24 protein-coding genes are annotated in these 24,511 nt (G+C 42.3%); 3 read left to right on the top strand and 21 right to left on the bottom strand.

Annotation, left to right across the window (positions count from 1 at the left end):
• Positions 1 to 12: 12 nt before the first annotated feature.
• The 18 genes from ACFPIK_RS05310 to ACFPIK_RS05395 all read right to left on the bottom strand — a co-directional run bounded on the left by ACFPIK_RS05310 (position 13) and on the right by ACFPIK_RS05395 (position 19,337).
• Positions 13 to 837 (bottom strand): amidohydrolase family protein, encoded by an 825-nt coding sequence (locus ACFPIK_RS05310; RefSeq protein WP_377912985.1) that lies wholly within the window; start codon positions 835 to 837, stop codon positions 13 to 15.
• On the bottom strand, positions 834 to 1,697 hold the full coding sequence (locus ACFPIK_RS05315) for a fumarylacetoacetate hydrolase family protein (RefSeq protein ID WP_377912987.1): 864 nt from the start codon (positions 1,695 to 1,697) through the stop codon (positions 834 to 836). The genes ACFPIK_RS05310 and ACFPIK_RS05315 overlap by 4 nt, the downstream gene beginning before the upstream one ends.
• Positions 1,698 to 1,743: 46 nt before the next feature.
• Entirely contained in the window at positions 1,744 to 2,502 is a 759-nt protein-coding gene (locus ACFPIK_RS05320; protein WP_377912989.1) for an SDR family NAD(P)-dependent oxidoreductase, read from the bottom strand.
• Between the two features lie 149 nt (positions 2,503 to 2,651).
• Positions 2,652 to 3,656 (bottom strand): response regulator, encoded by a 1,005-nt coding sequence (locus tag ACFPIK_RS05325; protein ID WP_377912991.1) that lies wholly within the window; start codon positions 3,654 to 3,656, stop codon positions 2,652 to 2,654.
• Positions 3,653 to 3,907 carry a response regulator gene (locus ACFPIK_RS05330; protein ID WP_377913362.1) on the bottom strand — a complete coding sequence of 85 codons (255 nt, stop codon included), beginning with the start codon at positions 3,905 to 3,907 and terminating at the stop codon, positions 3,653 to 3,655. The genes ACFPIK_RS05325 and ACFPIK_RS05330 overlap by 4 nt, the downstream gene beginning before the upstream one ends.
• Complete coding sequence (locus tag ACFPIK_RS05335; RefSeq protein ID WP_377912993.1) at positions 3,876 to 4,100, bottom strand: response regulator; 225 nt, start codon at positions 4,098 to 4,100, stop codon at positions 3,876 to 3,878. The genes ACFPIK_RS05330 and ACFPIK_RS05335 overlap by 32 nt, the downstream gene beginning before the upstream one ends.
• Complete coding sequence (locus ACFPIK_RS05340; RefSeq protein ID WP_377912995.1) at positions 4,097 to 6,085, bottom strand: ATP-binding protein; 1,989 nt, start codon at positions 6,083 to 6,085, stop codon at positions 4,097 to 4,099. The genes ACFPIK_RS05335 and ACFPIK_RS05340 overlap by 4 nt, the downstream gene beginning before the upstream one ends.
• A gap of 2 nt (positions 6,086 to 6,087) precedes the next feature.
• On the bottom strand, positions 6,088 to 10,011 hold the full coding sequence (locus ACFPIK_RS05345) for a PAS domain-containing protein (protein WP_377912997.1): 3,924 nt from the start codon (positions 10,009 to 10,011) through the stop codon (positions 6,088 to 6,090).
• A gap of 94 nt (positions 10,012 to 10,105) precedes the next feature.
• Positions 10,106 to 11,179: a Gfo/Idh/MocA family protein gene (locus ACFPIK_RS05350; RefSeq protein ID WP_377912999.1), complete on the bottom strand. Its 1,074-nt coding sequence runs from the start codon at positions 11,177 to 11,179 to the stop codon at positions 10,106 to 10,108.
• Between the two features lie 4 nt (positions 11,180 to 11,183).
• Positions 11,184 to 11,762, bottom strand: a complete 579-nt coding sequence (locus tag ACFPIK_RS05355) for a peptidylprolyl isomerase (RefSeq protein WP_377913001.1) — start codon at positions 11,760 to 11,762, stop codon at positions 11,184 to 11,186.
• A gap of 160 nt (positions 11,763 to 11,922) precedes the next feature.
• Complete coding sequence (gene msrB / locus ACFPIK_RS05360; protein ID WP_377913003.1) at positions 11,923 to 12,345, bottom strand: peptide-methionine (R)-S-oxide reductase MsrB; 423 nt, start codon at positions 12,343 to 12,345, stop codon at positions 11,923 to 11,925.
• Between the two features lie 45 nt (positions 12,346 to 12,390).
• The gene (locus ACFPIK_RS05365) at positions 12,391 to 12,876 is read right to left on the bottom strand and encodes a DinB family protein (RefSeq protein ID WP_377913005.1); all 486 of its coding nucleotides are present in this window, start codon (positions 12,874 to 12,876) and stop codon (positions 12,391 to 12,393) included.
• A 10-nt stretch (positions 12,877 to 12,886) separates the two neighbouring features.
• Complete coding sequence (locus tag ACFPIK_RS05370) at positions 12,887 to 15,277, bottom strand: penicillin acylase family protein (protein WP_377913007.1); 2,391 nt, start codon at positions 15,275 to 15,277, stop codon at positions 12,887 to 12,889.
• Positions 15,278 to 15,545: 268 nt separating this feature from the next.
• A complete protein-coding gene (locus ACFPIK_RS05375) occupies positions 15,546 to 15,896 on the bottom strand; it encodes a magnesium citrate secondary transporter (RefSeq protein WP_377913009.1) in 351 nt (116 codons plus the stop codon).
• Positions 15,893 to 16,177, bottom strand: a complete 285-nt coding sequence (locus ACFPIK_RS05380) for a hypothetical protein (protein ID WP_377913011.1) — start codon at positions 16,175 to 16,177, stop codon at positions 15,893 to 15,895. The genes ACFPIK_RS05375 and ACFPIK_RS05380 overlap by 4 nt, the downstream gene beginning before the upstream one ends.
• An 11-nt stretch (positions 16,178 to 16,188) precedes the next feature.
• Positions 16,189 to 17,370: an aspartate aminotransferase family protein gene (locus ACFPIK_RS05385; protein WP_377913013.1), complete on the bottom strand. Its 1,182-nt coding sequence runs from the start codon at positions 17,368 to 17,370 to the stop codon at positions 16,189 to 16,191.
• Positions 17,371 to 17,384: 14 nt separating this feature from the next.
• Positions 17,385 to 18,281, bottom strand: coding sequence for an RsmD family RNA methyltransferase (locus ACFPIK_RS05390; RefSeq protein WP_377913015.1), 897 nt, complete (start codon positions 18,279 to 18,281; stop codon positions 17,385 to 17,387).
• Positions 18,282 to 18,509: 228 nt separating this feature from the next.
• Complete coding sequence (locus tag ACFPIK_RS05395; RefSeq protein WP_377913017.1) at positions 18,510 to 19,337, bottom strand: SDR family NAD(P)-dependent oxidoreductase; 828 nt, start codon at positions 19,335 to 19,337, stop codon at positions 18,510 to 18,512.
• 101 nt (positions 19,338 to 19,438) lie between these two features.
• Between ACFPIK_RS05395 and ACFPIK_RS05400 the strand changes: the two genes are divergently transcribed.
• Genes ACFPIK_RS05400 through ACFPIK_RS05410 form a run of 3 tightly spaced genes read left to right on the top strand, consistent with a single transcriptional unit; the run spans position 19,439 to position 21,651 of the window.
• Positions 19,439 to 20,326, top strand: coding sequence for a 1-acyl-sn-glycerol-3-phosphate acyltransferase (locus ACFPIK_RS05400; protein ID WP_377913019.1), 888 nt, complete (start codon positions 19,439 to 19,441; stop codon positions 20,324 to 20,326).
• 1 nt (position 20,327) lies between these two features.
• Entirely contained in the window at positions 20,328 to 21,290 is a 963-nt protein-coding gene (locus ACFPIK_RS05405; protein WP_377913364.1) for a GNAT family N-acetyltransferase, read from the top strand.
• Positions 21,265 to 21,651: a CoA-binding protein gene (locus ACFPIK_RS05410; protein ID WP_377913021.1), complete on the top strand. Its 387-nt coding sequence runs from the start codon at positions 21,265 to 21,267 to the stop codon at positions 21,649 to 21,651. Before ACFPIK_RS05405 ends, ACFPIK_RS05410 begins: the two co-directional genes overlap by 26 nt.
• Here ACFPIK_RS05410 and ACFPIK_RS05415 read toward each other — a convergent pair.
• From ACFPIK_RS05415 to ACFPIK_RS05425, 3 genes are read right to left on the bottom strand one after another with little or no spacing between them, the layout of a single operon-like run.
• Positions 21,642 to 22,520 (bottom strand): Brp/Blh family beta-carotene 15,15'-dioxygenase, encoded by an 879-nt coding sequence (locus tag ACFPIK_RS05415; RefSeq protein WP_377913023.1) that lies wholly within the window; start codon positions 22,518 to 22,520, stop codon positions 21,642 to 21,644. The two genes, ACFPIK_RS05410 and ACFPIK_RS05415, sit on opposite strands and share 10 nt — an antisense overlap.
• The gene (locus ACFPIK_RS05420; RefSeq protein WP_377913025.1) at positions 22,507 to 23,646 is read right to left on the bottom strand and encodes a lycopene cyclase family protein; all 1,140 of its coding nucleotides are present in this window, start codon (positions 23,644 to 23,646) and stop codon (positions 22,507 to 22,509) included. Before ACFPIK_RS05420 ends, ACFPIK_RS05415 begins: the two co-directional genes overlap by 14 nt.
• A 42-nt stretch (positions 23,647 to 23,688) precedes the next feature.
• The gene (locus ACFPIK_RS05425) at positions 23,689 to 24,432 is read right to left on the bottom strand and encodes a bacteriorhodopsin (protein ID WP_377913027.1); all 744 of its coding nucleotides are present in this window, start codon (positions 24,430 to 24,432) and stop codon (positions 23,689 to 23,691) included.
• Positions 24,433 to 24,511: the final 79 nt, after the last annotated feature.

A 24,511-nucleotide genomic window follows, 5' to 3' on the forward strand; every position in this document is an offset into this window, starting at 1 on the left:
CTATTCATCAGATTAGATCTTATAAAACTCGATCGCAGTTTCCCCCATGATTCGGTCTTTTTCTGAAGGTGAAAGTTGACTGGTAAAGTCATCTACTACGCGGTAAACCTGCTCGTATTCTCCTGCCAGCAAGCAAACGGGCCAGTCACTGCCGTACATGAGTCGCTCCGGACCGAAGAGTTCGAGGACGATTTCCAAGTAGGGTAGAAGGTCCTCTGTTTTCCATTTTTTCCAGTCGGCTTCAGTCACTATCCCGGACAGTTTACAATAGATAAGTTCACGCTCTGCCAACGGGGACATTTTCTTTTTCCACTCTTTCCATTCCCCGTCTTTGATCAGTGGTTTTGCCAAGTGATCGATGACCATTCGCTGTTCCGGGCATTTTTTGACCAACTCCAAAGCAGCATCCAAATGCTGAGGAAAAAGCAAAAGATCATAGGAAAAATCTCGTTCTTTGAGTTTATGCATGCCTCTGACAAACTCCTCCCGGAGCATATACCTAGGGTCTTTGGCTTGAAGTACTTCCCGAAAACCTACCAATTTTTCCTGAGAGGCATAGTGATCTAGTACTTGGTCCAAGTCGTCTTTTCCCAAATCTGCCCATCCTACTACACCTAAAATCCACTCGTGTTGAGCGGAAAGATCCAAAAGGAAATCAGTCTCCCTGAGGCTCTCATCAGCCTGTACGGCTACGCAACCATCCAGCTTGGCATCTTGAAGAAGAGGATAGAGATCTCCAGGAGTGAAATTTTTCCGAATTCGGCTCATTTCCTCACTGATCCATTCCTGCCTCTTGGGATCGTAATTCCAAAAATGCTGATGGCTGTCTATTCTCATGCTTCTGGATCGTTTACGGCAACTTGACGGCTAATCCCCAGGCCTTCGATTCCCAATTCCACGGTATCTCCGTGTTTCAAATATCGGGGAGATGGTTTTAGCCCCATCCCTACACCAGCCGGAGTACCTGTGGAGATGACATCACCCGGTAGAAGAGTCATGTATTGACTGAGGTGTTCGATCAAAGTCGGAATGTCAAAAATCAAATCCGAAGTAGTACTGTCTTGTAGGATTTCCCCGTTGAGTTTTAGCCAAAGTCTAAGCTGATGAGGATCTGCTATCTCATCTTTGGTCACCAGAAAGGGACCCAGTGGCGCAAAGTGATCTGCACTCTTGCCTTTCACCCATTGGCCCCCATGGCGTAGTTGAAAATCTCGTTCGCTCACGTCGTTGTGAAGGCAGTATCCTGCGATGTAGTCAAATGCATCCTCTTTATTGACGTACTTGGCTCGCTTGCCAATGACCACCGCTAGTTCCACTTCCCAGTCTGTCTGCACGGAGTTTCTCGGAATATAGATCGGATCAAATGGTCCACATAGTGAGGAGCTGGCTTTCATAAAAATGATTGGGATCTCGGGAACAGCCATTCCTGCTTCCTCGGCGTGTTTTCGGTAGTTCAAACCAATGCAGATGATCTTGGAAGGTCTGGCAACGGGTGATCCGATGCGAGCGCTTGCAGGTACTTCCGGAAGGGAATCCTGATTCACTTTGAGCCATTCAGCCAGTCTATGGAGTCCATCTGAACCCAGAAAAGATTCATTCCAATCCTCTCCAAAGGCAGAACAATCCAGATTTCTTCCTGTGTGGTCTTGGATTCCCGGTTTTTCAGCGCCTTCGGCACCAAATCGTATCAATTTCATTGTTTATAGGTCTTTTAGGTTTGAATTAATATTGAATTAAAATGACTTACATTTTGAGGCCCATAAAACCTCCGTCAATGTTGAAGTTTGCTCCAGTGATGAAACTTCCAGCATCTGAACTGATGAAAAAAGCCAATTCTGCGATTTCCTCAGGTGTTCCCATTCTTCCGACAGGTTGGGTAGCAGCAAGTTTGGCAAACATCTCCTTTTCTTGGCCCGGATAATTTTTTGCCAAAAACCCATCTACAAATGGCGTATGCACCCTTCCCGGAGAGAGACAATTGCAGCGAATTCCGTCAGCCACGTAGTCCCTAGCCACACTCAAGGTCATAGAGAGGGCCGCACCTTTGGTCATGGAGTAGGCAAATCGATCCGGAATCCCGATGGTTGCAGCTACTGAACACATATTGAGGATGGAGCCTCCTCCGTTTTCTTTCAATTTGGGAAGGGCAGCTTTGATGCTATTAAACATGCCCTTGACATTGACTTGGTATACCCGATCAAAATCCTCTTCTGTGGTGTTTTCAACTTTTCCGATGTGAGAAATCCCGGCATTGTTGATTAATACGTCCAATTTGCCGGGAATAGAATGAATCAACTTTTCCAATTGGCTGTAATCCGTGATGCTGCCTTCCAAAAATTTTACACGATAGCCTTTTTCGTGCTCTTCCAATTGGACTTTGGTACCTTCCTGATGATTGGTGTCGATGAAAAATACGATGCAGCCTTCTGAGGCGAATTTTTTAACCATGGCAAGTCCAATGCCGCTGGCCCCACCTGTGATTAGAACGGTTTTTCCGGTCATGATTTGATTTCGGGTTTGAAAACTTGATTTTCAAAATACGAAAACAAACTATCCCAAATCAATTTTTTAGTAAAGTGAATTAAAAAATACTTTTAGGCGAGTTGATAATCAATGTAATTAGGTTTGATATTTCTAATTCCCCTTGTATTTCAGAGCTCAGGTCTGGTAATGGATTCAGTCTTTTTACTGATCTCTCTCACAATTTGGTCGAGTTCTTCGGCCGATTTCTGGATAAGCTGTAAAAATCCTACAGACTCTTCATCTTGGATTTTTTCTTCTTCGATCAAAAGATTCACCAGGCCCATTAGTCGGGCAAGGGGTGCCCTTACGACATGTGATTGAATCCAAGCAATTTCCAAAAATGCTGCGTTTTGCTTTTCTATGGTGGCAAGATGTTGGTTTTTCTCAGTCACATCATTGATCAAAATCAGGCAGGCACTCACTTCATTGTATTGAATCATGGAAGACTCCAGCTCGACTTCAAAGATTTCTCCCCCTTTTTTCACATGCTTGGCTACTGAAGACCGGTCACAAAATTTTCCCTCCAATGTTTCATTCTGCAAAATAGGTGGCTCATCCACAAAAAGGTCAAGAAATCCCAATTCGATAAACTCGTCTTTGGAAAGTCCATAATGCCCGATCGCAGCTTCGTTTACATCAAGAATATCAAAGGTAGAACGGTCACATACAAACATGGGAAGTGGACTGAGATGGAAAAGGTTGCTGTATTTCCGCTCTGATTTTTGAAGCTCTTCGATAAACTTTTTTCGCTCGATGGCATAGATCAAGGTTTTGTATAGCAACCCGGCAGAGATGTCATCTTTCAACAAGTAATCTGAAATCCCTAGTGAAAGTGATTTGACGCTGAATTCCAGGTCGGTGAACCCAGTCAAGGCGATTACGGGAGTTTCACCAGCCAGTTGGATGATCTCCACGATCAACTGTTCCCCTGAGTGATCAGGAAGAGAAAGATCCAAAAGAATTACATCAAATACCTTTTCCTGATCGAGCACTGATTTAGCTTCCAAAAAAGTGGATACATGAATCAGATCCTGATTTTTAAAATGTTCACTTAGATATTCTTCGATGAGAAAAAAGTCACCAAAATTATCCTCAATCAGTAAAAAACGATACGGTTGAATTGTGCTGTTCACGAAGATGATTTTTTGTTGGGAATGGACGCAGTATGTATCCAAAAATCTTCCAGGACAGAAGTGATTTTGAAAAATTCCTGCGCGTCCACCGGTTTAACTATGTAAGAGTTACAGTGTTCGCGGTAGGCTTGCAAAATATCCCATTCTGATGAAGAGGTAGTCAGGATGATAATTGGAATATGTTTTAAATCTGGGTGGTTCTTGACGCTTTCGAGTACTTCATGCCCATTTTTTTTTGGGCAGGTTGATATCCAGAAGGATGAGGTTGGGGAGTTCGGATGGGTCTTTTTTCTGTTGTCGAATCAGATATATAAGTGCCTCATTTCCATCCTTTTTTACGATTAATTCAGTCGGAAATTTACATTCACGAAGTGCCTCCTCGGTGAGTAAAATATCTCCAAGATTATCTTCCACCAAAAGGATTTTAAAAGGGTGCTGACTCATAATTTTTTTAAGGTAAATATCATTTTACTTCCTTGCCCAGGGGTAGACTCTGCCCAGATTTTCCCATGGAATTGGCTGACGATTTTTCGACAAGTAGCCAATCCCATCCCTGTACCCGGATATTTTTCGGAGGAATGAAGTCGTTTCATGATTCCAAAAATATCTTCCAAGGATCCAGATTCAATTCCGATTCCATTGTCCTCAATACTGAATTTCCAGAAGTCTTTGCTTTCCTCTGATCGGATGATGATTTCCGGATGTCTTTCGATGGATCGGTACTTGAGGGCATTTCCAATCAGGTTTTGAAATAGGGTCTTCAGGGGAACTTTTATTCCCATTACCTGAGGTAGGTTTTCATAGGTGATCGTGGCGTGTGTGCTTCTCACGATATCTGATTTTAGCTCAACTACTTCCCGGATCAATTCCATGAGGTCAACTTTTTCCAATTGACTGAGGTCAAAACCTGCCTTGGAATAATCCAGAAGGTCATTGATCATCAGTGTGAGCCGTTTTGCCCCATCTTTGGCGTAGTGAATGTATTGTTTGGCCTTGTCATCCAAATTTTGCCCATAGCGCTTATCCAGCAAGTCCATGAATGAACTGATCATTCGTAGCGGTTCGCGCAAGTCATGGGAAGCAAGGGCTGCAAATGCCTTTAGCTCTTCATTGGCAGAGGTGAGTTTGGCATTGGTATGGATGATCTCCAGTTCTGCAAGTTTTCTGTCTGTGATATCCTGAGTGGCACCGATCATCCGGATGGCTTTTCCTGATGGGTCTCGGATGATGTATCCTTTATCCAAGACATAGGAATAGCTTCCTGATTGTTTTTTGACCCTAAACTCCTGTGACCAATAAGATCCTGAGCCGATCAATGCTTCCTTGAGATTGCTCCTTACCAGGTCTACATCCTCTGGATGTATGATGCTGTCCCAAAAGTCATTATTACCTAAGTTTTGGTCTTGGGTGTAACCGAATATCTGAAAGAAATTACTTGATCGAAAAGTACGATTGCTGTTCAGGTCCCAATCCCAAATGATATCAGAGGTCGCCTTTGTTGCTAACTCAAAACGCTCATTGGCTAACTGAAGGTCTTTGGATTGGTCGGCTACTTTTTTGCGGAGTACGCTCGGAATCAACGCAAAACTCCAGGCAATTATACCAAAGAATAACGCAGAAATACACCTCAGAATGATTCCGGGTAGTGTTTCTCTTAAAGCTCGACTCTCTTTGAGCTGGACTGATAATTCCCAATTACCTTCAGGAATGAGTAAGCTCGCTTTGGATCCTGTGTAAGCCGATTTTCCCGGTTCGGGTAAAAATGGGGTAAGAATTCCAGTCTTTAAATCGACTTTTGAAAATTGAATGGCAATGGGATTTTCTTCAGAATTGATCAATCCAGCATTTTGGATAAGTGTTTCCAATCGGATGATTGCGGCGGAAAACCCCTGCAATTCCCCTGACTTTTTGAGGATCGGGTATCTTCCCACGATTCCGACTCCACCTTGCCTTAGATTTAAAGGTCCTGAGAAATAAGTTTCTTTTCTGCGAAATGCTTCTTCAATTTCATCTTTTCTTAATTGATCCTCGGCAATGTTGTAGCCGATAGCAGGTTCATTTCCTTCCAAAGGAAAAACAGCGACTATTGTGGCTGAATCGAGGTATTGAATGGCGTCGATGTGGGGGTTATTTTCGATCAATTGCCTTCCAATCGAATCAAAATTTTCGACCACATTTAAATTCTGCGCGAGGTATCCAAGGGTTTTTGTGGCGGAAATACCATCTCTTATGGAAAACAAAACTGAGTTTTGAAGTTCGTTGAGTCGAGCTTTGACCCGCTGTTCTTCATTGGAGATGCGGACTTGGTATTCTGTATAGGAAAGGTAAAGCGAAAGTGATAAGACTCCCAAAAAGACTCCCAGTCCTGTGATTTTTGGATAGGCAGACAGAAAATCCAAAACTGAATCTTTCAATTTTGACAGGTTCATCTTCATTGTTTTTTAACTGTGAAGAAAAATGTACTGCCTTTGCCAACTTCTGATTGTGCCCAGATTTTGCCTCCGTGAAACTCCACGATCTTTTTACAAATCGCGAGGCCGATACCTGTACCCGAGTATTGTTCTTTTTGATGCAGGCGTTGGAAAATCACAAATATTTTTTCCAAATATTCTTTTTCAATCCCGATTCCATTATCACTGACGCTAAACTGCCAACTGTCTTTTTTCTCCAAGCATTCAATCGAAATTTCTGGTCGATGATTCCCTTCATGGTATTTGAGTGCATTGGAAATCAAATTTTGAAATACCTGCATGATGGAATTTGGGTGGCACAGAATTTCAGGAAGTTCGGCGACATGAACTACAGCCTGTTTTTCACGGATGGTCTTCTTGTGTACGATCAAAACCTCATTAACAAGGTCTGCAGCACTCACCAATTTCTTCTCCTCGGTGACATTCCCAATTCTGGAAAATTCTAACAAATCCAAGATGATCTCCCGCATTCGTTTAGCGCCGTCTACCGCAAAGCGAATGTATTGCTGCCCTCGCTCATCGATGGCATCTGCATAGCGCTTTTCGATCAGAGTGAGAAAACTTGTGATCATCCGGAGTGGCTCCTGAAGGTCATGGGAGGCCACAAAAGCGAACTGCTCCAATTCTTTATTGGAGATTTCCAGATCTCGGATGGATTTGGCGAGTTCGGTATTGAGGATTTTGAGTGATTGCTCGTAGGCTTTTCTTCGAGTGATATTTTGAATGGCACCGACCATTCGGGTAGGTTTTCCATTCATATCTCTCACTACGGTGCCTTTATCTACCAGATAGATTTCTGTTCCGTTTGTTTTGATAAATCTATACTCTGCTTCAAATGAATTTCTATTTGGATCACTCAGAATATCAAGCAATAGTTGGGATATTCTCTCCCGATCCTCCGGATGGATTCGGTTTTTCCATCGATTATGGTCCATGTGAACTCCTGCTACCTCTTCATCGAAGATCATATTGAAGCCTTCTCCCCAATAGTGCTCACCTGTCAGGATATTCCAATCCCAAATAGCATCATGAGAAGCCTTGGTAATGAGAGAGAAGCGTTCATTGAATTCTTGAATTTGCTGTTCTGATGCTTTTTTGGAAGAAATATCCCGAATTACGACAGAAACGCCCTGGTGCGTAGGATAGATGGTTACTTCCAGCCAGGCATTTACCCAAGGATCATAAGTCTCAAAGTTGACTTTCTTTTTATCGTCCAGTGCAATTTTGTAGGCTTCTACAAACTCTTCGTTCACCTCGGGAATAAAATCCCAAATGCTTTTGCCAAGGATCTCTTCCCGCTTCACCCCCGTTAGTTTCTCTACTGTTGGATTCCAGTAGGTGACCTTGTATTCCTTGTCAAAAGCATAAAAAGAATCTCCAATACTTTCCAGAAGAGCATTATGGTTTTCGAATGCTTCCTGGATCTGATCCAATTGTTTCTTTCTGCCGATGGCAAAGGATAAGTTGGTAGCAACCGTTTGGATAAAGTTCTTTTCATCCTCTGTCCAATTATGCTCTTCTTGGCAGCTGTCAAATCCCAAATAGCCAAATAGCTCATTGTCTTGGATGATCGGAATATTCAGAATCGACTTGATCCCCTGAGCTTCCAAGATTCTTTTGGTTGCAGGGAGTGCCTCTCTGGTATGGACTACAAAGGGTTTTCGCTGCTTAGCTTTTTCATAAATCTCCGGATGTGCATCGGCGGGAATCTCCCTGAATTCTGGTTCTTCTATAAAAGATGGGGTGAAGTCATTGGCCCACTCATGAGTCAAATCACCAAATTTCTTACCCTCTTTTTCATACATCTGAATGATGTAAGCACGGTCAGTACCCACTGTTTCTCCCATCATCTTTAGCATGTTGGGCACTTGGCTTTCCCAATCATCTGTTTCCAAAAACAGCTCGATGATTTCAGCGGTGGTCTCGATGTACTTGGTTTTTTGCGAGATCAGAAGTTGATTTTCTTTCTCTTCAGTCACATCCTGCAGTGCCCCAACCATTCGTATAGGTTTCCCGGAGGAGTCGCGTATGATTACAGCTGTCTCTTTAACATGAGCGTAGGATCCATCTGCTTTCTGGAAGCGGTATTCTCCAGACCATTTGGACTGGAGGGAATCTTTTTTGGTTGCTTCCAGCAGTTTGTTTATTTGTTCTAGATCATCAGGATGGACTTTTGAATCCCAAAAAGTAGTGGAAACTTCGGTGAGGTCTTCCGGGTATCCGAACAAACGGTAGAATCCCGGTCCCCATAAAATAGTTTTGGTGCTGACATCCCAATCCCAAATAGCATCCGAAACTGCTTGAGTGGCCAGAAGAAATCTTTCATTGCTGGTTTTAAGCGCTTGCTCTGCTTCAAACCGGTCTGTAACATCCTGAACAGTGGAAATCATCAAATCCAGCTCATGCAATAGGATGTTTTTAGCGGATACGTACCGAGTTTCTCCAGTTTGAGTGGTAATTGGAATATCATTCCAGTACATTTGGTCAGGATTACCTGATTGAATGTCCTTCATGATTCTTTCAGAAATCTGTTTCCTAAATTCCGGATCAGGATATATTTTTTGAAAAAAGGCATTTACATCTCGAAGTTCATCTTCGGGCCATCCATAAGCTTTAGAAAATGCAGGATTAATGAAAGTAGTTTGCCCTGTTGAAAGACTGCTCACTGCGATTCCCATCGGGAGATTGATCAGGGTCGATTCGATAAATGAGTTTCTTTCCTTTAACCGCTTTTCGATTTCTTTCTCATAAGAGATATCCTGAACTGTCCCCTTGAAAATGTCTTTTCCAGCCAGACTGTTTTTTTCCAGCCAGCCTTTTTCATGGACATATTTAACCGTGCCGTCAGAAGTAATTATCCGATGTACTGCATCCAATGGGGCTTCTCCTCTCAAAGCTGCATAATGCTTGGGAAGGAAATCTTGAATGTCATCCGGATGAAATGACTGGATGAACTGTTGAAAATTTGGAATCAAAGATCCCTTTTCCAGTCCCCAAATTTGAAATACTTCATCTGTCCAAAAAATCTCTTCGGTAATCGTGTCAAATTCCCAGTAGCCAATCTTTGCAATCTTCTGCGAGAGATTCAATTTCTCTACCAGTTCCTTGGTTTTGAGCTCTTCTTCGATTCGGTTGGTGACATCATCGGCATAACATGCCAGAGCTACTATTTTGTCAGATTCTTTGATAGGCACGATTCGGATTTGGAAAAAACCATTTTTCCCATTGAAAAATCGCTTGATTACCCAAGAGGATTCTTCTCCACGCAGTGCCTTTTCGAAATTGGGTTTCCAGAATGTGATTTCTTCCGGAGACATATTTTTTTCATCCAGAATATAATCCCCCACCCGTAGGGTTTTTCCTTTTTCCCATCCAAAGGTTTTGTGAAAGTTTTCATTCCCCTTGATTAGGCAGAGATTTTTATCCACACACCAGATTGTTTCATGGGAATGATTGAGCAATAGCTCGATTTTTTCCTCCAGTATTCCGGTTTGTTCTTTGACGATTCCGGCTAGTTGAATGATCGCTCCCGAAGAGTCCCGATCAGCCCAAGCATCAAAACTCAAGCTGCGTTTTTCGCCTGATGGAAGTGTAACCAGAATGGGTACTGAAAATGAAACGCCCTCCTCTTTCAAGGCTGTTAATCGAGTTTTGAAAAGATCTTGGCTAGAGGGTTCAAGAATAGATTGGAGTTTTTCAAAGCTTGGTTTTTCAGATGGAATCAAACCCAAAAGTTGGAATAAGATGTCTGACCAAAACAGGTCTGACAAATAGGGGTCACTTATCCAATATCCTATCTTGGAAGCCGCCGCCATTCTGCGAAAAACAGAATCGAAACTACTCGGAGTAGTTCGACCGTAATGGAGATTTGCTTGATCCTTCATTTGGGATAGTTGGCTGATTAGGTCTGTGGATATAAAAAGTTTAAAGGTAGGGTTTGGCTAAGGTAATCCCTATGAATTGTCGCATGGTGTAAATCTACAGCCGCACGACCTCACCGGTTTTGACAGATTCGTCACAGGCAAATGCAATTTTCAAGCTGTTAAGTGCGTCAGCCAGATGATCGGTCAGGTCGAGGTTTTCCTGAATGGCTTTGAGAAAATAAGCCTGCTCTCGGTCGCAAAGTTGCTGGTGGTTGGGTTCGTCGGTCATGTCTATCCATTGGTCAGGCTTGACAAATTCATTCTTGGAGTTCAGTTCAGCATGATGGACTTTAATGGATTCGGTTTTGGTATGAGAATCCACATCATCGGATTTGCCGGAAGCACCCGCGTCTTTTGCTACGATAGATACTGCCCCTTTTGGACCAAACACATCCTTGACAAAAAAAGCAGTCTCACTGACCATGGGGCCCCAACCTGCCTCATACCAGCCTACAGATCCATCCTCAAAACGAATTTGTAATTGGCCGTAATTGTAATTGTCCGTGGAAATGTCTTCGGTGAGTCTTGCCCCGATAGCTGACACCCAAACGGGTTTGGAGCGGGTCATTTGGCACATGACATCGATGTAGTGTACCCCACAATCGACGATCGGACTGAGTGATTTCATCAAGTTGCGGTGCACATCCCACATGAAACCATGGCTTTGCTGATTGAGGTTCATGCGCATGACCAGCGGTTTTCCAAGCTTTTGAGCCTCCTCTATAAATCGCATCCAAGAAGGGTGATGTCTCAGGATATAGCCCACCACCACTTTTTTTCCGGTTTCTTTCGCTTTGGCAATGATTTTTTCACAGCCTGCCACCGTGTCTGCCAGTGGTTTTTCGATGAATATATGGCATCCTGCATCCAAAGCCATCAGGGCAAATTGCTCGTGAGTGTCGGGATAGGTCGATATACAGACTGCGTCAGGTTTTGTTTCTCTCAGTGCTTGTCCATAGTCCTCATAAAGGGGATAATCAGCTCCCAGGTTTTTATTGAGTCTGACTTTGGAATCACCACGAGCCACAAGTCCGCATATTTCAAATTCAGGCATGTGATGGTAAGCAGTGGCATGGGAAGCTCCCATATTTCCACAGCCTACAATGAGAATTCGGATCGGAGAGGTCATGATTTTATTGGGTCAAGAGTTGGGTTATTTCTTTGTGGGTCAGGTATCGGATATCCACATGAAGTGAAATAGGAGAAAGGGGTTCATCCTTTTGATCTCGGTTCACTTTTACAATTTTATCCACTACATCCATTCCTTTGATCACTTTTCCAAAGACGGTATAATCACCGTCCAAGCGATGTTCACCTTTTGGATTTTGGATGATGTAAAACTGACACCTAGCCGAAAGTTTACCGGGATTGTCGTCCCTGCCTGCGCCTACTGCGCCATAGCTATGCGTGAGGTCCGGATGAAATTCAGGCTCCATCAAATATTCCGGATCGTTAAATCCTTCCGGTGTATCGGGACATCCACCTTGCGCAACAAAGTTTGGGATCACTCGATTGAAAGTCAATGAATCCCAATAGCCGGCCTCAGCGAGTTGGATAAAGCTTTTTTTGTGTTTTGGTGTGCGGTCATCGAGTTCAATCCAGATCTCACCTAGGGGAGTTTGGATATGGCCTACCGGAATTTTATCGCTTTGAGCAAAGGTAAATTTGGTACAAGCCAATAGCAGCAGGAAAGAAAACAGGGTTCGGTACATGGCAGGTCATTATCTTTTTCAAAATATACAATTAATGCCTGCCTACCGAAAAAAGTCACCTATTTATTCATTGTGCTTAGTTGAAATTGGTCTTGAAAATTGAAAATGTTTGGTTTAGAAATAAGGTAGTTCTGAGAACTTGAAAAAGGTGATCAGGCCTTTATTTTTCTCCCTTTTTAAAGTCCATACTCACCGAATTGATGCAGTACCTGATGCCGCCCTGATCTTTCGGACCATCCGGGAACCGATGTCCCAAGTGCCCGCCACAATTGGAGCAGAGGATTTCTTCACGGATCATGAAGTGGCTGTAGTCCATCTGCACGTCGATGGCATCGGGACGTATCGGTTCAGTAAAACTTGGCCAACCGCAACCGCTATCATACTTTTTGGAGGAGTGAAAAATCTCATTCCCACAGGCTCTACATTCGTAGATGCCTGTGTCCTTATTCAGGTAATATTGCCCTGTAAAAGGACGCTCCGTTCCCTTTTCTCTCAACACATAATAGGAGTGGGGATCAAGGATTTCTTGCCACTCGTCGCTAGTTTTTTGAATGGGATATGCTTTTTTGGCTTTACTTTTCATCTCTTGGAATTTCTTACGTCAACTCTGAAATGCACTTAGGAGTTTTCAAACTTCAGCTCTATAAATCCATTCTGGAGCTTGGAGGGTCACTTGTCGAAGTAAAAGATTTATTTGGCCCACATGATGTTGGACATGCCTTAGGTTATAAAGCAAAATCTCAAGCATGGAGAAATTCATGGTCCGGGATTCATTGATCCATCTTTTCTCAAGTTGGGCTTCATCAAGAGAGAAGACGAAATCTCTGGCTTTGGATCTGCAATTATTTAGATAGTGGAGAAGTTCAGCTTTTGAGAAAATGACTAATTCTGGTTCTTCTTCAAATTCAGAGTAACTGAAGTGGGAAGGCGGTGAAAAGCCAACCGGTTCTTTGGTCAAGTAATAATCAAGGAAAAACAAGGTATGGTAAGCCATTTGCGAAAATCTCCCATCTGACTGCCAAATAGCATCCGGACAGGTGCCGATTGAGTCAGACAACATATCCAACCCGGCACCGAATTGCTTTCCTAATTCTTCCTGTATAAATGAGGACATCAATTTATTTTTATGGTAAAAGAACCAGTTTATTCTTTGACTTCTCCTTGATCGTCTCCTCATTCATCAGCTGTGGCCGGTATTTACCATTGACATATAGCTCTTTTTGATCAGCATAATGCTTGCTGAATCGGTTACCGCTATTGCCGGTTGGTAGTACGGAGACAGAACCTTCCACATCGGCAAAGTCCAGAATAATCCGCATTGCCGGTCCGGAAGTGACTTTGTAGATTCCTTCTCCATTTAGCTTGAAAGCCAGTTTGTTAACTGCTTCTTCATTGGCTTCCACGGCCTCTGTTCGCACGTTGAAGAGTTTGTCCAAAGGCTTCTGCGCACCGAGTGGATGCGGATGCTCGATGGTCACCGCTTTTTCCCATTCCCAATCTTTGGAGTTATTTCCAAATTGCTTGGTTAACTCCTCCAAGCTGATTTTCAGTGCTTCTGAAATGATTTCAGATCGGGATTCCAAGGGATCAGTGGATCGATTGTCCCACCATCTGTTTTCCTCATGGGTTAAGAAATGTCGGGTACTTCGGATCATCATGAAAGTTTGTAGATAGGCTTCAAATCCTTCATTTCCCAACTCATCCTCCATCGCCAAACGCAGGGTGTGGTAAAGCCACTTATAGTAAAGTGTCGGAGGAGAAAGGTTTACCTGATGTTTTCCATCCCAATTTGCCAAGTCGTCCAATAGTTCTGAATTACCATCAAACTGCCTTTGATCGATTTGAGAAATCAAAAACTTGGCGTTTTGAGGAGCGAGTTCATTGAGTGATTCTAATTGAAGGTCTTGAATCGATTCCAGATCCCAGTCTTCCCGAGAAGTGATCGTTTTAGCGATTCGATTCCAGCGCTCTCCGGGGTAGTAATAGCCAGGGAAGAAGATCCCGCTTCGAGTGGTGTCGGGCTGGTTATTAGCAGAGGCCACAAATCCTGACGCAGGGTTGATGCTTTGTGGGTTTTCGGTAAAAGGATACCAGCCTTTGGGTTGTGAATCTGGATCAGAACCATCGGCAAAGATTTTCGAATGCACTTTTTCCGCCCGAATCGGAAGTTTGGCGGCTGCCCACCAGGCGATATTTCCGGCCTTATCCCCGTACATGATATTCAAGCCTGGCGCATGGATCAATGCCGCTGCATCTGCGACCTGCTGCATGGTTTCGGCGTGATTGATCTGATATAGTGCTTCCATGGCCTTGGAAGGCTCCAGGATATATATCCACCAGGAGGAAACTGGATTTTGAGTCAAAGCCGCAATTTCTTTCACGACCGGATTCATGATGGGACCGTGGACAGTTTCACGAACTTCAAATTCCACTGGTTCTTGGTCTTTTACTTGGATGATTTCTTTTCGCGAAGTGATCGGGAAAGCTTGCTCTCCAATCAAGATTTCATTGGGATTAGACGGATTGAGTTTTTCTTCAAAAAAGTCCTGATCGTCATTTTCAAACATGGTCAATCCTACACTATGATGGCGGCTGTGCCCAACCAGACCAAAGGGAATTCCTGCCAAATGATTTCCATAAAAGCTGAAACCCGGATATTCCAGATGCGCCTCAAACCAAACTGATGGTGAGCTGAAACCAATGTGCGTGTCATTATTGAAAAGCACCTGACCAGACTTTGTTCTGCTTCCAGAGATCACCCAAGCATTGGATCCTTCCAAAAGGGGCACGGGCAGCTTTTCCAAAAGAGCAGTCAGCTCGGAAGTCACCAGCAGGTTTTCCGTTTTCAGAGAATCAGGATAATGATTGGGGATGACATGGTGCTCAGGAAGAGTCTGAACCGAAAGTGAAGCCAAATAGTCAGGACCAAGCTCACGGGCCATTTTGGTTACAAGAGGATCAGTTTTCAAACCCATGGCAAAGGTGAAAGACATATAGCCGAGGATGGAATGCATGTCTTCCAAGGTATAAACTCTGGGTTTTTCGCCTAACAGCAAGTATTCAACTGGAAGTTGTCCTTTTTCAATAAACTCATTGACTCCTGCGACATAAGCATCAGCGGCACTTTTCCATTGAGTATCTCCCTGTGCTAAAAAGGCTTCAGTGCTTTCTTTAGCGTGCTTGGGTATGCCTAGCGTATGAAAAAACTGGTCAATTTCCAGTAGGTCAGGTCCAAGAAATTCTGCCAAGGTCCCCGAACCCACCCTTCGCATCATTTCCAGTTGGAACAAGCGCTCTTTGGCATGAACGTAACCCAACGCACGATAAGCATCGGCCTCATTTTGAGCATAGATATGTGGCACTCCGTAGGTATCAAAGTAGATTTCCACCTCATTTTCAAGTCCCGAGAGATTGATTTCTCCTTTATAGCTAGGTGATTGCCAACTAATAAATCCTAGAATTCCGAGCACTACTAGAAAGAGGAGTGCGCCAAAAACACTTGAGAGTTTTTTCATTTAGGGGTGATTTTGCTGAAAGTTAATGCAAACTGACGACTTGGGAAATGAAGGTTTGGGTGAAGTCAAGTAGCAGTAGCTGATAAAGAGCTTGGATTACCTTTTTGTTCATGCTGATTATCCGCTTTTCTACCCTTGACAGAATAAGATAAGGTTTGAAGTCTTGGTAGAGGTGCTTTGGACTGTCGTCTATGGTCAGTCGACGAATATCCGCAGTCTTTAAAACCGATGACTTACTTGGTGGTAAAATTGCGGATATTCAAATTGTTCATGTATTGATTTTGAAATAAAAAATCAGGGAGCCCAATCCATAGCAAATTATATCCCAAAGATCCCGAATGTATTGATCTGAATACCAGGGTAGAAAGCCTTCGAATATCAAAGAAACATAGAGAAAAGCCACCAAGATGTGTTCCTTCTTAAATCTGAATTTTTCCTGCTTGGGATGAATCCAGTGGTAAATCTGCAAGGTAATTCCAAGAATGACTGGCAGAGCTAAGAGATCATCCAAATAGGAATGAACCCACGGAATAAAGATTTTAAATCCTTTTTCCAGTACCTGATTTCCTGCAAAAAGTAGTATTGGAATGAAAAAATAAGGGTTTTTGAAAACACTCATCCCGGAAAAGCTGCTACCAACCAAAGGATGAAACTGACAATTGCCATGAAAATGGTGTAGAAAAAATTTCCTGTTTTCTTCAGGTTTACCAGCCAAGTGGGATCGGTTTGTTTGATGTAAAACATCCAGTTTTCCTCTCGTGCCTGAATATGGTCTTCAATTCGTTTGATGTTTTCTTGCTCCTTGATGCTGAGTCCTTCTCCACAGTGTTCGCAGACATCTTGGAGTTGTTGCTTCCATTGGGACCATTTTCCGCAGTTAGGGCATCTTTTTTCTCCCATAATTGATTGGCTTAAGATTCCTCAATAGCTTGAAGAATAACTGCGCAGGCTTCTCTGATTTCCTCTTCAGTGATGATCAATGGCGGTGCAATCCGCATGGAGTCATCGCAAAACAAAAACCAATCGGTAATTACACCCAACTCAATCGCCCGATCGATGATCTTTTTCAAGACTTCAAAAGATTCAAACTCCACCGCCATCATCAAGCCTTTGTTTCGGATGGATTTGATTTTTGGGTGTATCAACAGGGTTTTGAACAAGTTGGCTTTTGCTTCAACTTGGTCAATAAGGTTTTCTTCCTGAAGAATCTGAATCGTGGCCAAGGATGCCGCTGCTGAAACCGGATGTCCTCCAAAAGTGGTGATATGGCCTAAAAGTGGATTGTTTTTAAATACACCCATCACTTCCCGATTGGCGATAAATGCCCCGATCGGCATGCCCCCACCCATTCCTTTGGCACAAACCAAGATATCCGGCAAAATGTCAAAGTGCTCAAAAGCCCACATTTTCCCTGTTCGTCCAAATCCCGCCTGTATTTCATCGAGGATCAGGAGCGTTCCGGTTTCGTTACACTTTTTTCGTAAAGCCTGAAAATATTCCCGGCAAGCTACTCGAATCCCAGCCTCTCCTTGGATGGTTTCGATGATGATCGCTGCCGTCTGATCTGTGATTTTCTCCAAATCGGAATAGCTTCCATAAAAAATGTGGGAAATCCCGGGAAGCAGTGGCCGATAAGCCCGTTTGAAAATCTCATTACCTCCCACACTCAGGGAACCGTGGCTACTTCCATGGTACGCATTGACACAGGAGAGGATTTCACGTCGATTGGTGTAGCGTTTGGCCAATTTTAATGCACCTTCGACTGCTTCCGAACCGCTGTTGACCAAGTATACATTGTTCAAATGGGAGGGAAGTGTGTCGGAAAGGGCTTTGGCTAAAAGAGTCTGAGGTGTCTGCACATATTCTCCATATACCATGAGGTGGAGGTATTTGTCAAGCTGACTTTGAATTGCGCTCAAAACCTTTGGGTGGCGGTGGCCCACATTACTCACCCCAATTCCTGAGATCAGGTCGATGTACTTTTCTCCATTTGGGCCAAAAAGGTAGATCCCCTCGGCTTTTTCCACCTCGATCATCAATGGAAAGTCCGTCGTTTGAGCCAAATGCGTTAAGAAAAGCTGTCGGTTATTCATGGTCTAACTTTCGGTCAAAAACTGGAGAATCTGAAGAAAATACCCAAAGGAAGCTTTTTACCTTGCTTTTCCTGGAGATATAACTCACCGTGTTCGGCATTTTGCACTGCTCCAAAATTGGACTGTATGAGATTGGCTGCGATGATCGAAGAGAAGCTCAAGGAGTACATATTGAGCAAAAGGAGGTGATTTTTGGGATCAAGGATTTCTTTGCAGGTTTTGAGCATGTCATTTATTTGCTCTTCGAGAATCCATTTTTCCCCTTCGGGCCCTCTTCCATACGCAGGTGGATCGAGAATGATTGCCTGATACACATTGCCTCTACGCGCTTCGCGCTTGATAAACTTCATCGCATCGTCCACGATCCAGCGAATTCCATCCAAGCCGGAGGATTCCATGTTGTGCTTGGTCCACGTAACCACCTGCTTGACAGAATCCAAGTGAGAAACATCTGCTCCTGCTGCTCTGGCTGCAATACTCGCCGCTCCCGTGTAACCAAAGAGATTGAGGACTTTAGGTTTTGGTCCTGGAAAGGCTTTCAGTTTTCGATATAGGTAATCCCAATTGACTGCCTGCTCGGGAAAAAGTCCGATGTGCTTGAAAGAAGTTTGGGCGAGATTGAGTTTAATAGAAAGTCCATCCGCATTTTCGTAGCCAATTTGCCAATTGTGCGGCATGGTTTTGAGTTGCTGCCATTGCCCTTTCTCTGGGTTGTTTTTTTCCTTTGCAAAGTGTGCGTGGGCCAGTTTTCTCCACTCGGATTCTGGAAGGCTCTTGTCCCAGATAGCTTGGGGCTCGGGACGGCTGAGGATAAATTTGCCAAAGCGCTCTAATTTTTCAAACCCCCCGGTATCGATGAGTTCGTAATCTTTCCAGGGTCCGGGACAAAGGGATAAGATGGTTTCGTTCATTGGGGCAAAAATAGGCAATTCCCTTGGGTTGATTCAAGGTTTGAACCATTGAATACCTAAGAGCTTTTACCATTACAAGGAGGTGAATTTGAAATGGTAGACTCCTTGTCTTAAAACCATTAAGAAATTGAGGGAATTAAGAGGTTCGATTGTTAATCTTAATTTTCTTAATTCCCTTAATGGTTCAAAAGTATTTGAACCTTGACATTCAATTATTTAAGACAAAATCTACGTCAATCCCATGTTTTTAAGTAGTTCCTCACTGTAGTTCCAAAGGGTGGCAGAAAGCTTTTGATTTCTTGCCAAAGTGCTTGGAGTTTTTGGTTTTTTTCGAATGTAATATCCTCCGTTTCGAAGCTGGTTTTTCGGAGAGGTAGCGAGAAAAATAGTGGTTTGTGCACCTGCTTTTGGACTGATAAAAATGAGCTTACTCACCTCGATGATCACTTTTGCCCACAGGGAAGTTTCTGAGCCAAAGGCAGTCTTTACCGCGCCGGGATGTAGTGCATAGCTAGATATTCCTTTACTTTCAAATCTGTTTTTCAATTCATTGGAAAACAGAATATTATAAAGTTTTACTTTTCCATAGGCAGTACCTGTATTTGCACTTTTAAGCAAGCCCAAATCTTTACTAGGATTGGTGGCAATTTGATGGACTATGGAGCTGACATGGATGATTTTGGCTTTGCCTTGGATTAATGCAGGCATGAGTTCGAGTGTAAGCAAAAAGTGTCCAAGATGATTGGTGGCAAAGGTCAAATCGATTCCTTCAGAAGTCTTCTTTCCCGCAGGAAACATTCCCCCGGCATTGTTGATGAGCAGGTGGATTTCTTGGCATTGCTCGAGAATTTGGATTGCACCTTGTTTGACTTCGGACATGATACTCAGATCCATGGGGATGAGGATGATTTTTTCCTTTTGAAAAAGGTGCAGGATCATTTTCTCAGCCTTCTTAACATTTCTGACGGGCAGAAAAATCCTGTTCGCATGCGGCATGAGCGCTTTGAGTGTTTCCCAACCTATTCCTGAGGTGCTTCCTGTAAGTACGAGATTCATGGAGTCTTTTTTTCTAGTACACAAAATTAAGTCAATTGGTTTTCAGTCCTATGGAAGGTCAGGATTGGCTATTAGTCAAAATATCTTGATTTTTTATACTTTTGAACCAATCACCAACCCTTAAATCCTATTTCCTGACTTGGGAAATATTACCTGCCAAGGTCCCGATGGCTCAGAAATTTATAGACATAGAAAAAGCTATTGCTTCCAAGAATCCATCCCTTTTGAAATGGATGCCTGGATTTTTGCTCAACTACATCAAACGTGTCACCCATGAGGGCTGGCTCAATTCGGTGCTGAATAAGCATTTGGAGAAAAAAGGATTGGCTTTTGCCGATGCGTTGATACAAGAGTTTGAAATGGATGTCCAATTGATCGGAGAGGAGCAAATTCCAAAAACAGGCGGTGTAATTTTGGCTTCCAATCATCCTTTGGGAGGAATGGACGGTATCGCATTTATGCATGCCATAGGTAGAATAAGGCCTGATATCCGTTTTCTGGTCAATGACCTGCTGATGACCTTCGATAACTTTGAACCGATTTTTGTACCTGTCAATAAGCACGGTAGGAATTCGAAGGAGGCAAATCAGCGTATCGAAGAAGTATATGCGAATGGACATGCCGTGTTGATTTTTCCTGCAGGATTGGTGTCGAGGAAACAAGATGGAGTGATCAAAGATTTACTTTGGCGAAAGAGCTTTATTGCCAAATCAAAGAAGTATGGTCTGGACGTGTTGCCCTGTCATATCGGGGGACGAAATTCTGAGTTTTTCTATAATCTGTCTAATTGGAGGAAAAAACTGGGTGTCAAGGCCAACATCGAAATGTTTTGGTTGGTGGATGAGATGTATCGTCAGCGAGGAAAAAAAATTGAAATCAGAATAGGAAAACCAATTCCTGCTGAATACTTTGAGGAATCTAAAAGTGAAGCGTATTGGGCTGATTTTGTAAAATCAGAGGTATATAAACTGGGAAGTACACATGCATAAGGTGGAGGAAATCATAGCTCCGGTAGATCGGGAATTGTTAAAGTCGGAATTAACTCAAGACCGGTTTTTGAGACATACCAATAATGGAGATAATCTGGTCTATTTGGTCAATTACCACAATGCCCCCAATGTAGTCAGGGAAATCGGACGCCTTAGAGAATTAACTTTCAGGGCAGCGGGTGGAGGCACGGGAATGGCATTGGACTTAGATGACAATGATACCTGTGAAAAATGTTATGATCAGTTGATCACCTGGAATCCTGAGGACAGTGAGATCGTGGCAGGCTATCGCTTGATCATGTGCAAAAACGCCATCGAGCCGGATGGTTCGATTAATCTTTCCACCACCCATCTTTTCGATTTCTCCGAAAAATTCATCAAAGACTACATTCCCTACACACTCGAATTGGGGAGATCGTTTGTTCAGCCTCAATACCAGCCAAGTTTGGATAATCGCAAAGGGATTTTCAGTTTGGATAACCTCTGGGATGGGCTTGGAGCGGTGGTATTGCTCAATCCGGATGTAAAGTACCTTTTCGGAAAAGTGACCATGTACCCTCATTACAATCGGGAAGGAAGAGATTTGCTCCTTTACTTTATGAATCATTATTTCCCGGATTCAGAAAGTTTGGTAAAACCTAAACCGCAGCTCAAACTCGATTACGAAACCGATATAATCGCTTCAGGTAATCCTTTCGAAGGGTTGGATTACAAAGAAGGTTACAAGTTGCTCAATGGGAAAATCCGATCCCTTGGTGAGAATATTCCTCCGCTGATCAATACGTATATGAATCTATCGCCTACTATGCGCACCTTCGGAACAGCCCTGAATGATGAGTTTGGCGAAGTAGAGGAGACAGGAATCATGATCACGCTGGCAGATATTTACGAAAGTAAAAAGCACCGCCACATGGACACTTTTGAACGAGACAAACACTATGGAAATCGTCGAGTCGAGTCCTAAACGCACGCTTATCGTAGGCGCAACTACCAATCCCGATCGATATGCATTTTTGGTGGCTCAGCAGTTTGCCAATCTTGGAATGGAGTTTATCCCGATAGGAATCAAAAAAGGCGTCCTTTTTGGCGAGGAGATTCTTGATCTCAAAGCAAAGCCTCCTTTAAAAGACATTCATACCATCACGCTTTACTTAGGTCCAGCCAATCAATCCGAATGGATGGATTACCTGATCGGATTGAAGCCAAAACGAATCATTTTTAATCCGGGCACTGAGAATCCGGAATTTTTTAGAAAAGCAAAGGAGGCTGGAATTGAAGTCCTACCGGCTTGTAATCTGGTCATGCTAAGTACAGGTCAATACTGATAGTTTTTCTTCAAGAAAGCATCCATGTAAAGGATGTGTGGAAATGAAATAAGCGAGACCAGGGCGAAAAACAGCATGAAAACCTCGTTTTCATCCAAATAGCTTAGGGCAAAAAACAGGATGAGACCTATTCCAAAAAGGCTGATGAAGGAAAAAGGCAAAAGCTGAACAATAAACTTTTTTACCGAATTGTAGGCAGTAAATGTACGAAGCACCCGGTATTCTTCCAGCATACTGGGTAAGGCATGCCAAAAACCAAAGTAGACAATAAAACTTATGAACAGAGGACTGAAATAAAGGATAGGGGCCAATACCAAATATTCCAAGAAATCAGATACTGTCATTTTCACTCGTTGGGCTAGCTGAAGTCCAATTGACACTAGTGCCAAACAGATTAAAATTCCGAGTCTATAATTTATGTCTAATTCTAAAATAATGACAGGGGATAGAATGGTTTTAGTCCTTTCCCAACTACCCAATAAAATGATAAAAAGAAAAAATAAACCTCTTAAAGATATACTTAATGAAGTGAATTTTTTGGGCAATATTCGTTGGATGAAGTGTGATTGACCAAAATGATAAGATGACATTAATATGAAAATAAGTAATGCTATTTTGGGTAAATACAACCAAATAATTGAATAAATCACTATTAAAAATAAGTATTTAATGATGAAATTGAACAACTCTGATTTTTTAATAGTAGGATTATGAATAAGGTGATCTATTCCTCCGTGTGGAATACCTACAAGGACCAAAATAATACCAAATATTATCCATTGATAAATCTCCGGAATAGAAGGAAATAGTATAAATAGTAGATTTACACCTATTCCAAGTATTTTTCCTATTTTCTCAATGTGATTCATAATGAAATAGACTTTTTAAAAAAATACTAAACTTTAGTCTGCTTAAAATTTTCAACTCCTCCCAAAAGGTTGTTTCTTCTGATAAGAATCGAAATATAAGATCCGAGGATGAAGAGCCAAACATATTTAAGAATACATATTTTAATTTTTCAGGCCATCGATGGGCAATATTTAGTAATACATTGTCATAAAACTTAAATCGAGGCTTTCTATTAATAATTAGTTTGTCAATCTTATTTTCCTCTAGCCTTTTTACAATGAATTGGCAGTTGGTTTGGATTTGATAAAATGTGTATCCGGTGGACGGTTTAGTCCATCCTGCCTTTGTGCCAATAGGGATTATTTTGTCGCTTTCCGAATAACTTGTTTGTTTGGTGCTCATCGGAATAGTACCTTTTTCAACATAAGTGATTTCAAAGGGATTTTCTTCAAATTTTTTCTTGAGGTACTTCTTAAGATGTGATTCAAGGGAATCGTAAGAAATTAAATTTTTGCTATAGGCCGTATATTCAATCAGTGCCTCTTTTTCAGAAAAAGGTAAGATGTAGAAGAAATCAAAAGGAATGGAGGATTCTGTTCTGAAATCCATTAAGGTCATTTTTTTAGGTTCAAATGCCTCAAGTTGAGTCTTTATTTTCCAGCCTACAAACAGTTGTTTGAGCTTGGAATTGCCATCGTGGCTGGAGCTTATTCTGGAATCAAACACCAGATTTCCGATAAATAATCCTGTTTTTTCAGTTTTAATGGTCACATAATCAGACTCTTCCTTGAGTTCAATTACTCGATCTTTTAAAAATTCGACATTGCTTCTGGTTTTGGCTTTCGTGTAAATACTCTCATAAAAATTACTTGAATTCAGATGGTAATAGTTTAGATTTTTGAACGATTTTCTCAACTTCTTTTGACCTGATTTCAAGGAATAAGTATTCCAAGAAATGATGGATTCTTTTGGGTGGATTTGTAACGGCTCAGTCGCCCAATAGCACCACGTTTTGTTGACTTCTTCATTATGAGCAGGGTCGATGATCAAGATGTTAGCTTCCTTCCATTTGCTTTCCAGCAAATAGTAAAGTAGGCTCAATCCTGCACACCCTCCTCCGCAAAATATGTAGTCATATCTTTCCATATAAAATAGCTGCCTGAGTATTTCTCAGGCAGCTAGTATAAATTAGGCTAACTTAGCTTTGGCTGTTTCTGCTACTGCAACGGAGTAGATTACTAGACCAAAACCAATTTTGTTGATTGCATCTGCCAAGTTGTAGAACAAGTCAATCGAACTTACTTCAAATGCACCTGAGAGTAGGTTGCCGGGTAGTACCATGTATCCAATAGGATAGATTGACCAACCCAGTGTGATGAAAATTTTCAATAGAAACATTGCTCTTCCCAGTGCAGGACTGTTTGAGTCTTTAGCAAGCTTAGCTACGTCTCCTGCGAATACTTCATATACGATATAGAGATAACCTACAGTAGATAAAACTCCCCACATGATATTGTTGTCAATACCTGAAGTTTCTCCAATATAACCCGTAACCAGCATTACCAAAGAAGCTACGATTAGCTTAAATAAGGTAGTTCCTTTCGCTCCAAAAGGTTTGGTCAGGAGATAAAATTCAACGCACATCAAGGGTACAGTCAAAGTCCAATCTACATATCTAAATGCTGTTGGGCTTGTTCCTGTTTGGAGATAAAAATCTCTCATATAATAGTAATGTACTGCTGCGATTCCGGTGATTAGACCAGAAACCAAAAGTGAAAGTTTCCACTTACCTTCCACAGATCCTCTCTCTACAAAGAAGAAAACAGCGGATGCAAACATAGCCATATACCCAATAAAAAAGGTGATAGCTACAGGGTCTGAATTGATGATCTTATCGAGTCCGACAAGATCTGCCATTAAGGTGTAATTCATAGTATTAATTTTGGTTAATTGTTAAAGACTTTGAATTACAAAATCAATCCTCAATTATTTTGTTTTATTGAGAAATTGA

It is taken from the genome of Algoriphagus aquatilis, assembly GCF_042657405.1.
Taxonomy (GTDB): domain Bacteria; phylum Bacteroidota; class Bacteroidia; order Cytophagales; family Cyclobacteriaceae; genus Algoriphagus; species Algoriphagus aquatilis.

What these genes read in the sequence shown, in the direction of transcription:
- msrB (WP_377913003.1), bottom strand. Translation starts at nt 12,345, where the DNA reads ATGAAAAGTAAAGCCAAAAAAGCATATCCCATTCAAAAAACTAGCGAC.
- ACFPIK_RS05415 (WP_377913023.1), bottom strand. Translation starts at nt 22,520, where the DNA reads ATGAATCACATTGAGAAAATAGGAAAAATACTTGGAATAGGTGTAAAT.
- ACFPIK_RS05345 (WP_377912997.1), bottom strand. Translation starts at nt 10,011, where the DNA reads ATGAAGGATCAAGCAAATCTCCATTACGGTCGAACTACTCCGAGTAGT.
- ACFPIK_RS05320 (WP_377912989.1), bottom strand. Translation starts at nt 2,502, where the DNA reads ATGACCGGAAAAACCGTTCTAATCACAGGTGGGGCCAGCGGCATTGGA.
- ACFPIK_RS05370 (WP_377913007.1), bottom strand. Translation starts at nt 15,277, where the DNA reads ATGAAAAAACTCTCAAGTGTTTTTGGCGCACTCCTCTTTCTAGTAGTG.
- ACFPIK_RS05365 (WP_377913005.1), bottom strand. Translation starts at nt 12,876, where the DNA reads ATGTCCTCATTTATACAGGAAGAATTAGGAAAGCAATTCGGTGCCGGG.
- ACFPIK_RS05375 (WP_377913009.1), bottom strand. Translation starts at nt 15,896, where the DNA reads ATGAGTGTTTTCAAAAACCCTTATTTTTTCATTCCAATACTACTTTTT.
- ACFPIK_RS05355 (WP_377913001.1), bottom strand. Translation starts at nt 11,762, where the DNA reads ATGTACCGAACCCTGTTTTCTTTCCTGCTGCTATTGGCTTGTACCAAA.
- ACFPIK_RS05310 (WP_377912985.1), bottom strand. Translation starts at nt 837, where the DNA reads ATGAGAATAGACAGCCATCAGCATTTTTGGAATTACGATCCCAAGAGG.
- ACFPIK_RS05385 (WP_377913013.1), bottom strand. Translation starts at nt 17,370, where the DNA reads ATGAATAACCGACAGCTTTTCTTAACGCATTTGGCTCAAACGACGGAC.
- ACFPIK_RS05390 (WP_377913015.1), bottom strand. Translation starts at nt 18,281, where the DNA reads ATGAACGAAACCATCTTATCCCTTTGTCCCGGACCCTGGAAAGATTAC.
- ACFPIK_RS05410 (WP_377913021.1), top strand. Translation starts at nt 21,265, where the DNA reads ATGGAAATCGTCGAGTCGAGTCCTAAACGCACGCTTATCGTAGGCGCA.
- ACFPIK_RS05395 (WP_377913017.1), bottom strand. Translation starts at nt 19,337, where the DNA reads ATGAATCTCGTACTTACAGGAAGCACCTCAGGAATAGGTTGGGAAACA.
- ACFPIK_RS05340 (WP_377912995.1), bottom strand. Translation starts at nt 6,085, where the DNA reads ATGAACCTGTCAAAATTGAAAGATTCAGTTTTGGATTTTCTGTCTGCC.
- ACFPIK_RS05425 (WP_377913027.1), bottom strand. Translation starts at nt 24,432, where the DNA reads ATGAATTACACCTTAATGGCAGATCTTGTCGGACTCGATAAGATCATC.
- ACFPIK_RS05420 (WP_377913025.1), bottom strand. Translation starts at nt 23,646, where the DNA reads ATGGAAAGATATGACTACATATTTTGCGGAGGAGGGTGTGCAGGATTG.
- ACFPIK_RS05315 (WP_377912987.1), bottom strand. Translation starts at nt 1,697, where the DNA reads ATGAAATTGATACGATTTGGTGCCGAAGGCGCTGAAAAACCGGGAATC.
- ACFPIK_RS05335 (WP_377912993.1), bottom strand. Translation starts at nt 4,100, where the DNA reads ATGAGTCAGCACCCTTTTAAAATCCTTTTGGTGGAAGATAATCTTGGA.
- ACFPIK_RS05350 (WP_377912999.1), bottom strand. Translation starts at nt 11,179, where the DNA reads ATGACCTCTCCGATCCGAATTCTCATTGTAGGCTGTGGAAATATGGGA.
- ACFPIK_RS05380 (WP_377913011.1), bottom strand. Translation starts at nt 16,177, where the DNA reads ATGGGAGAAAAAAGATGCCCTAACTGCGGAAAATGGTCCCAATGGAAG.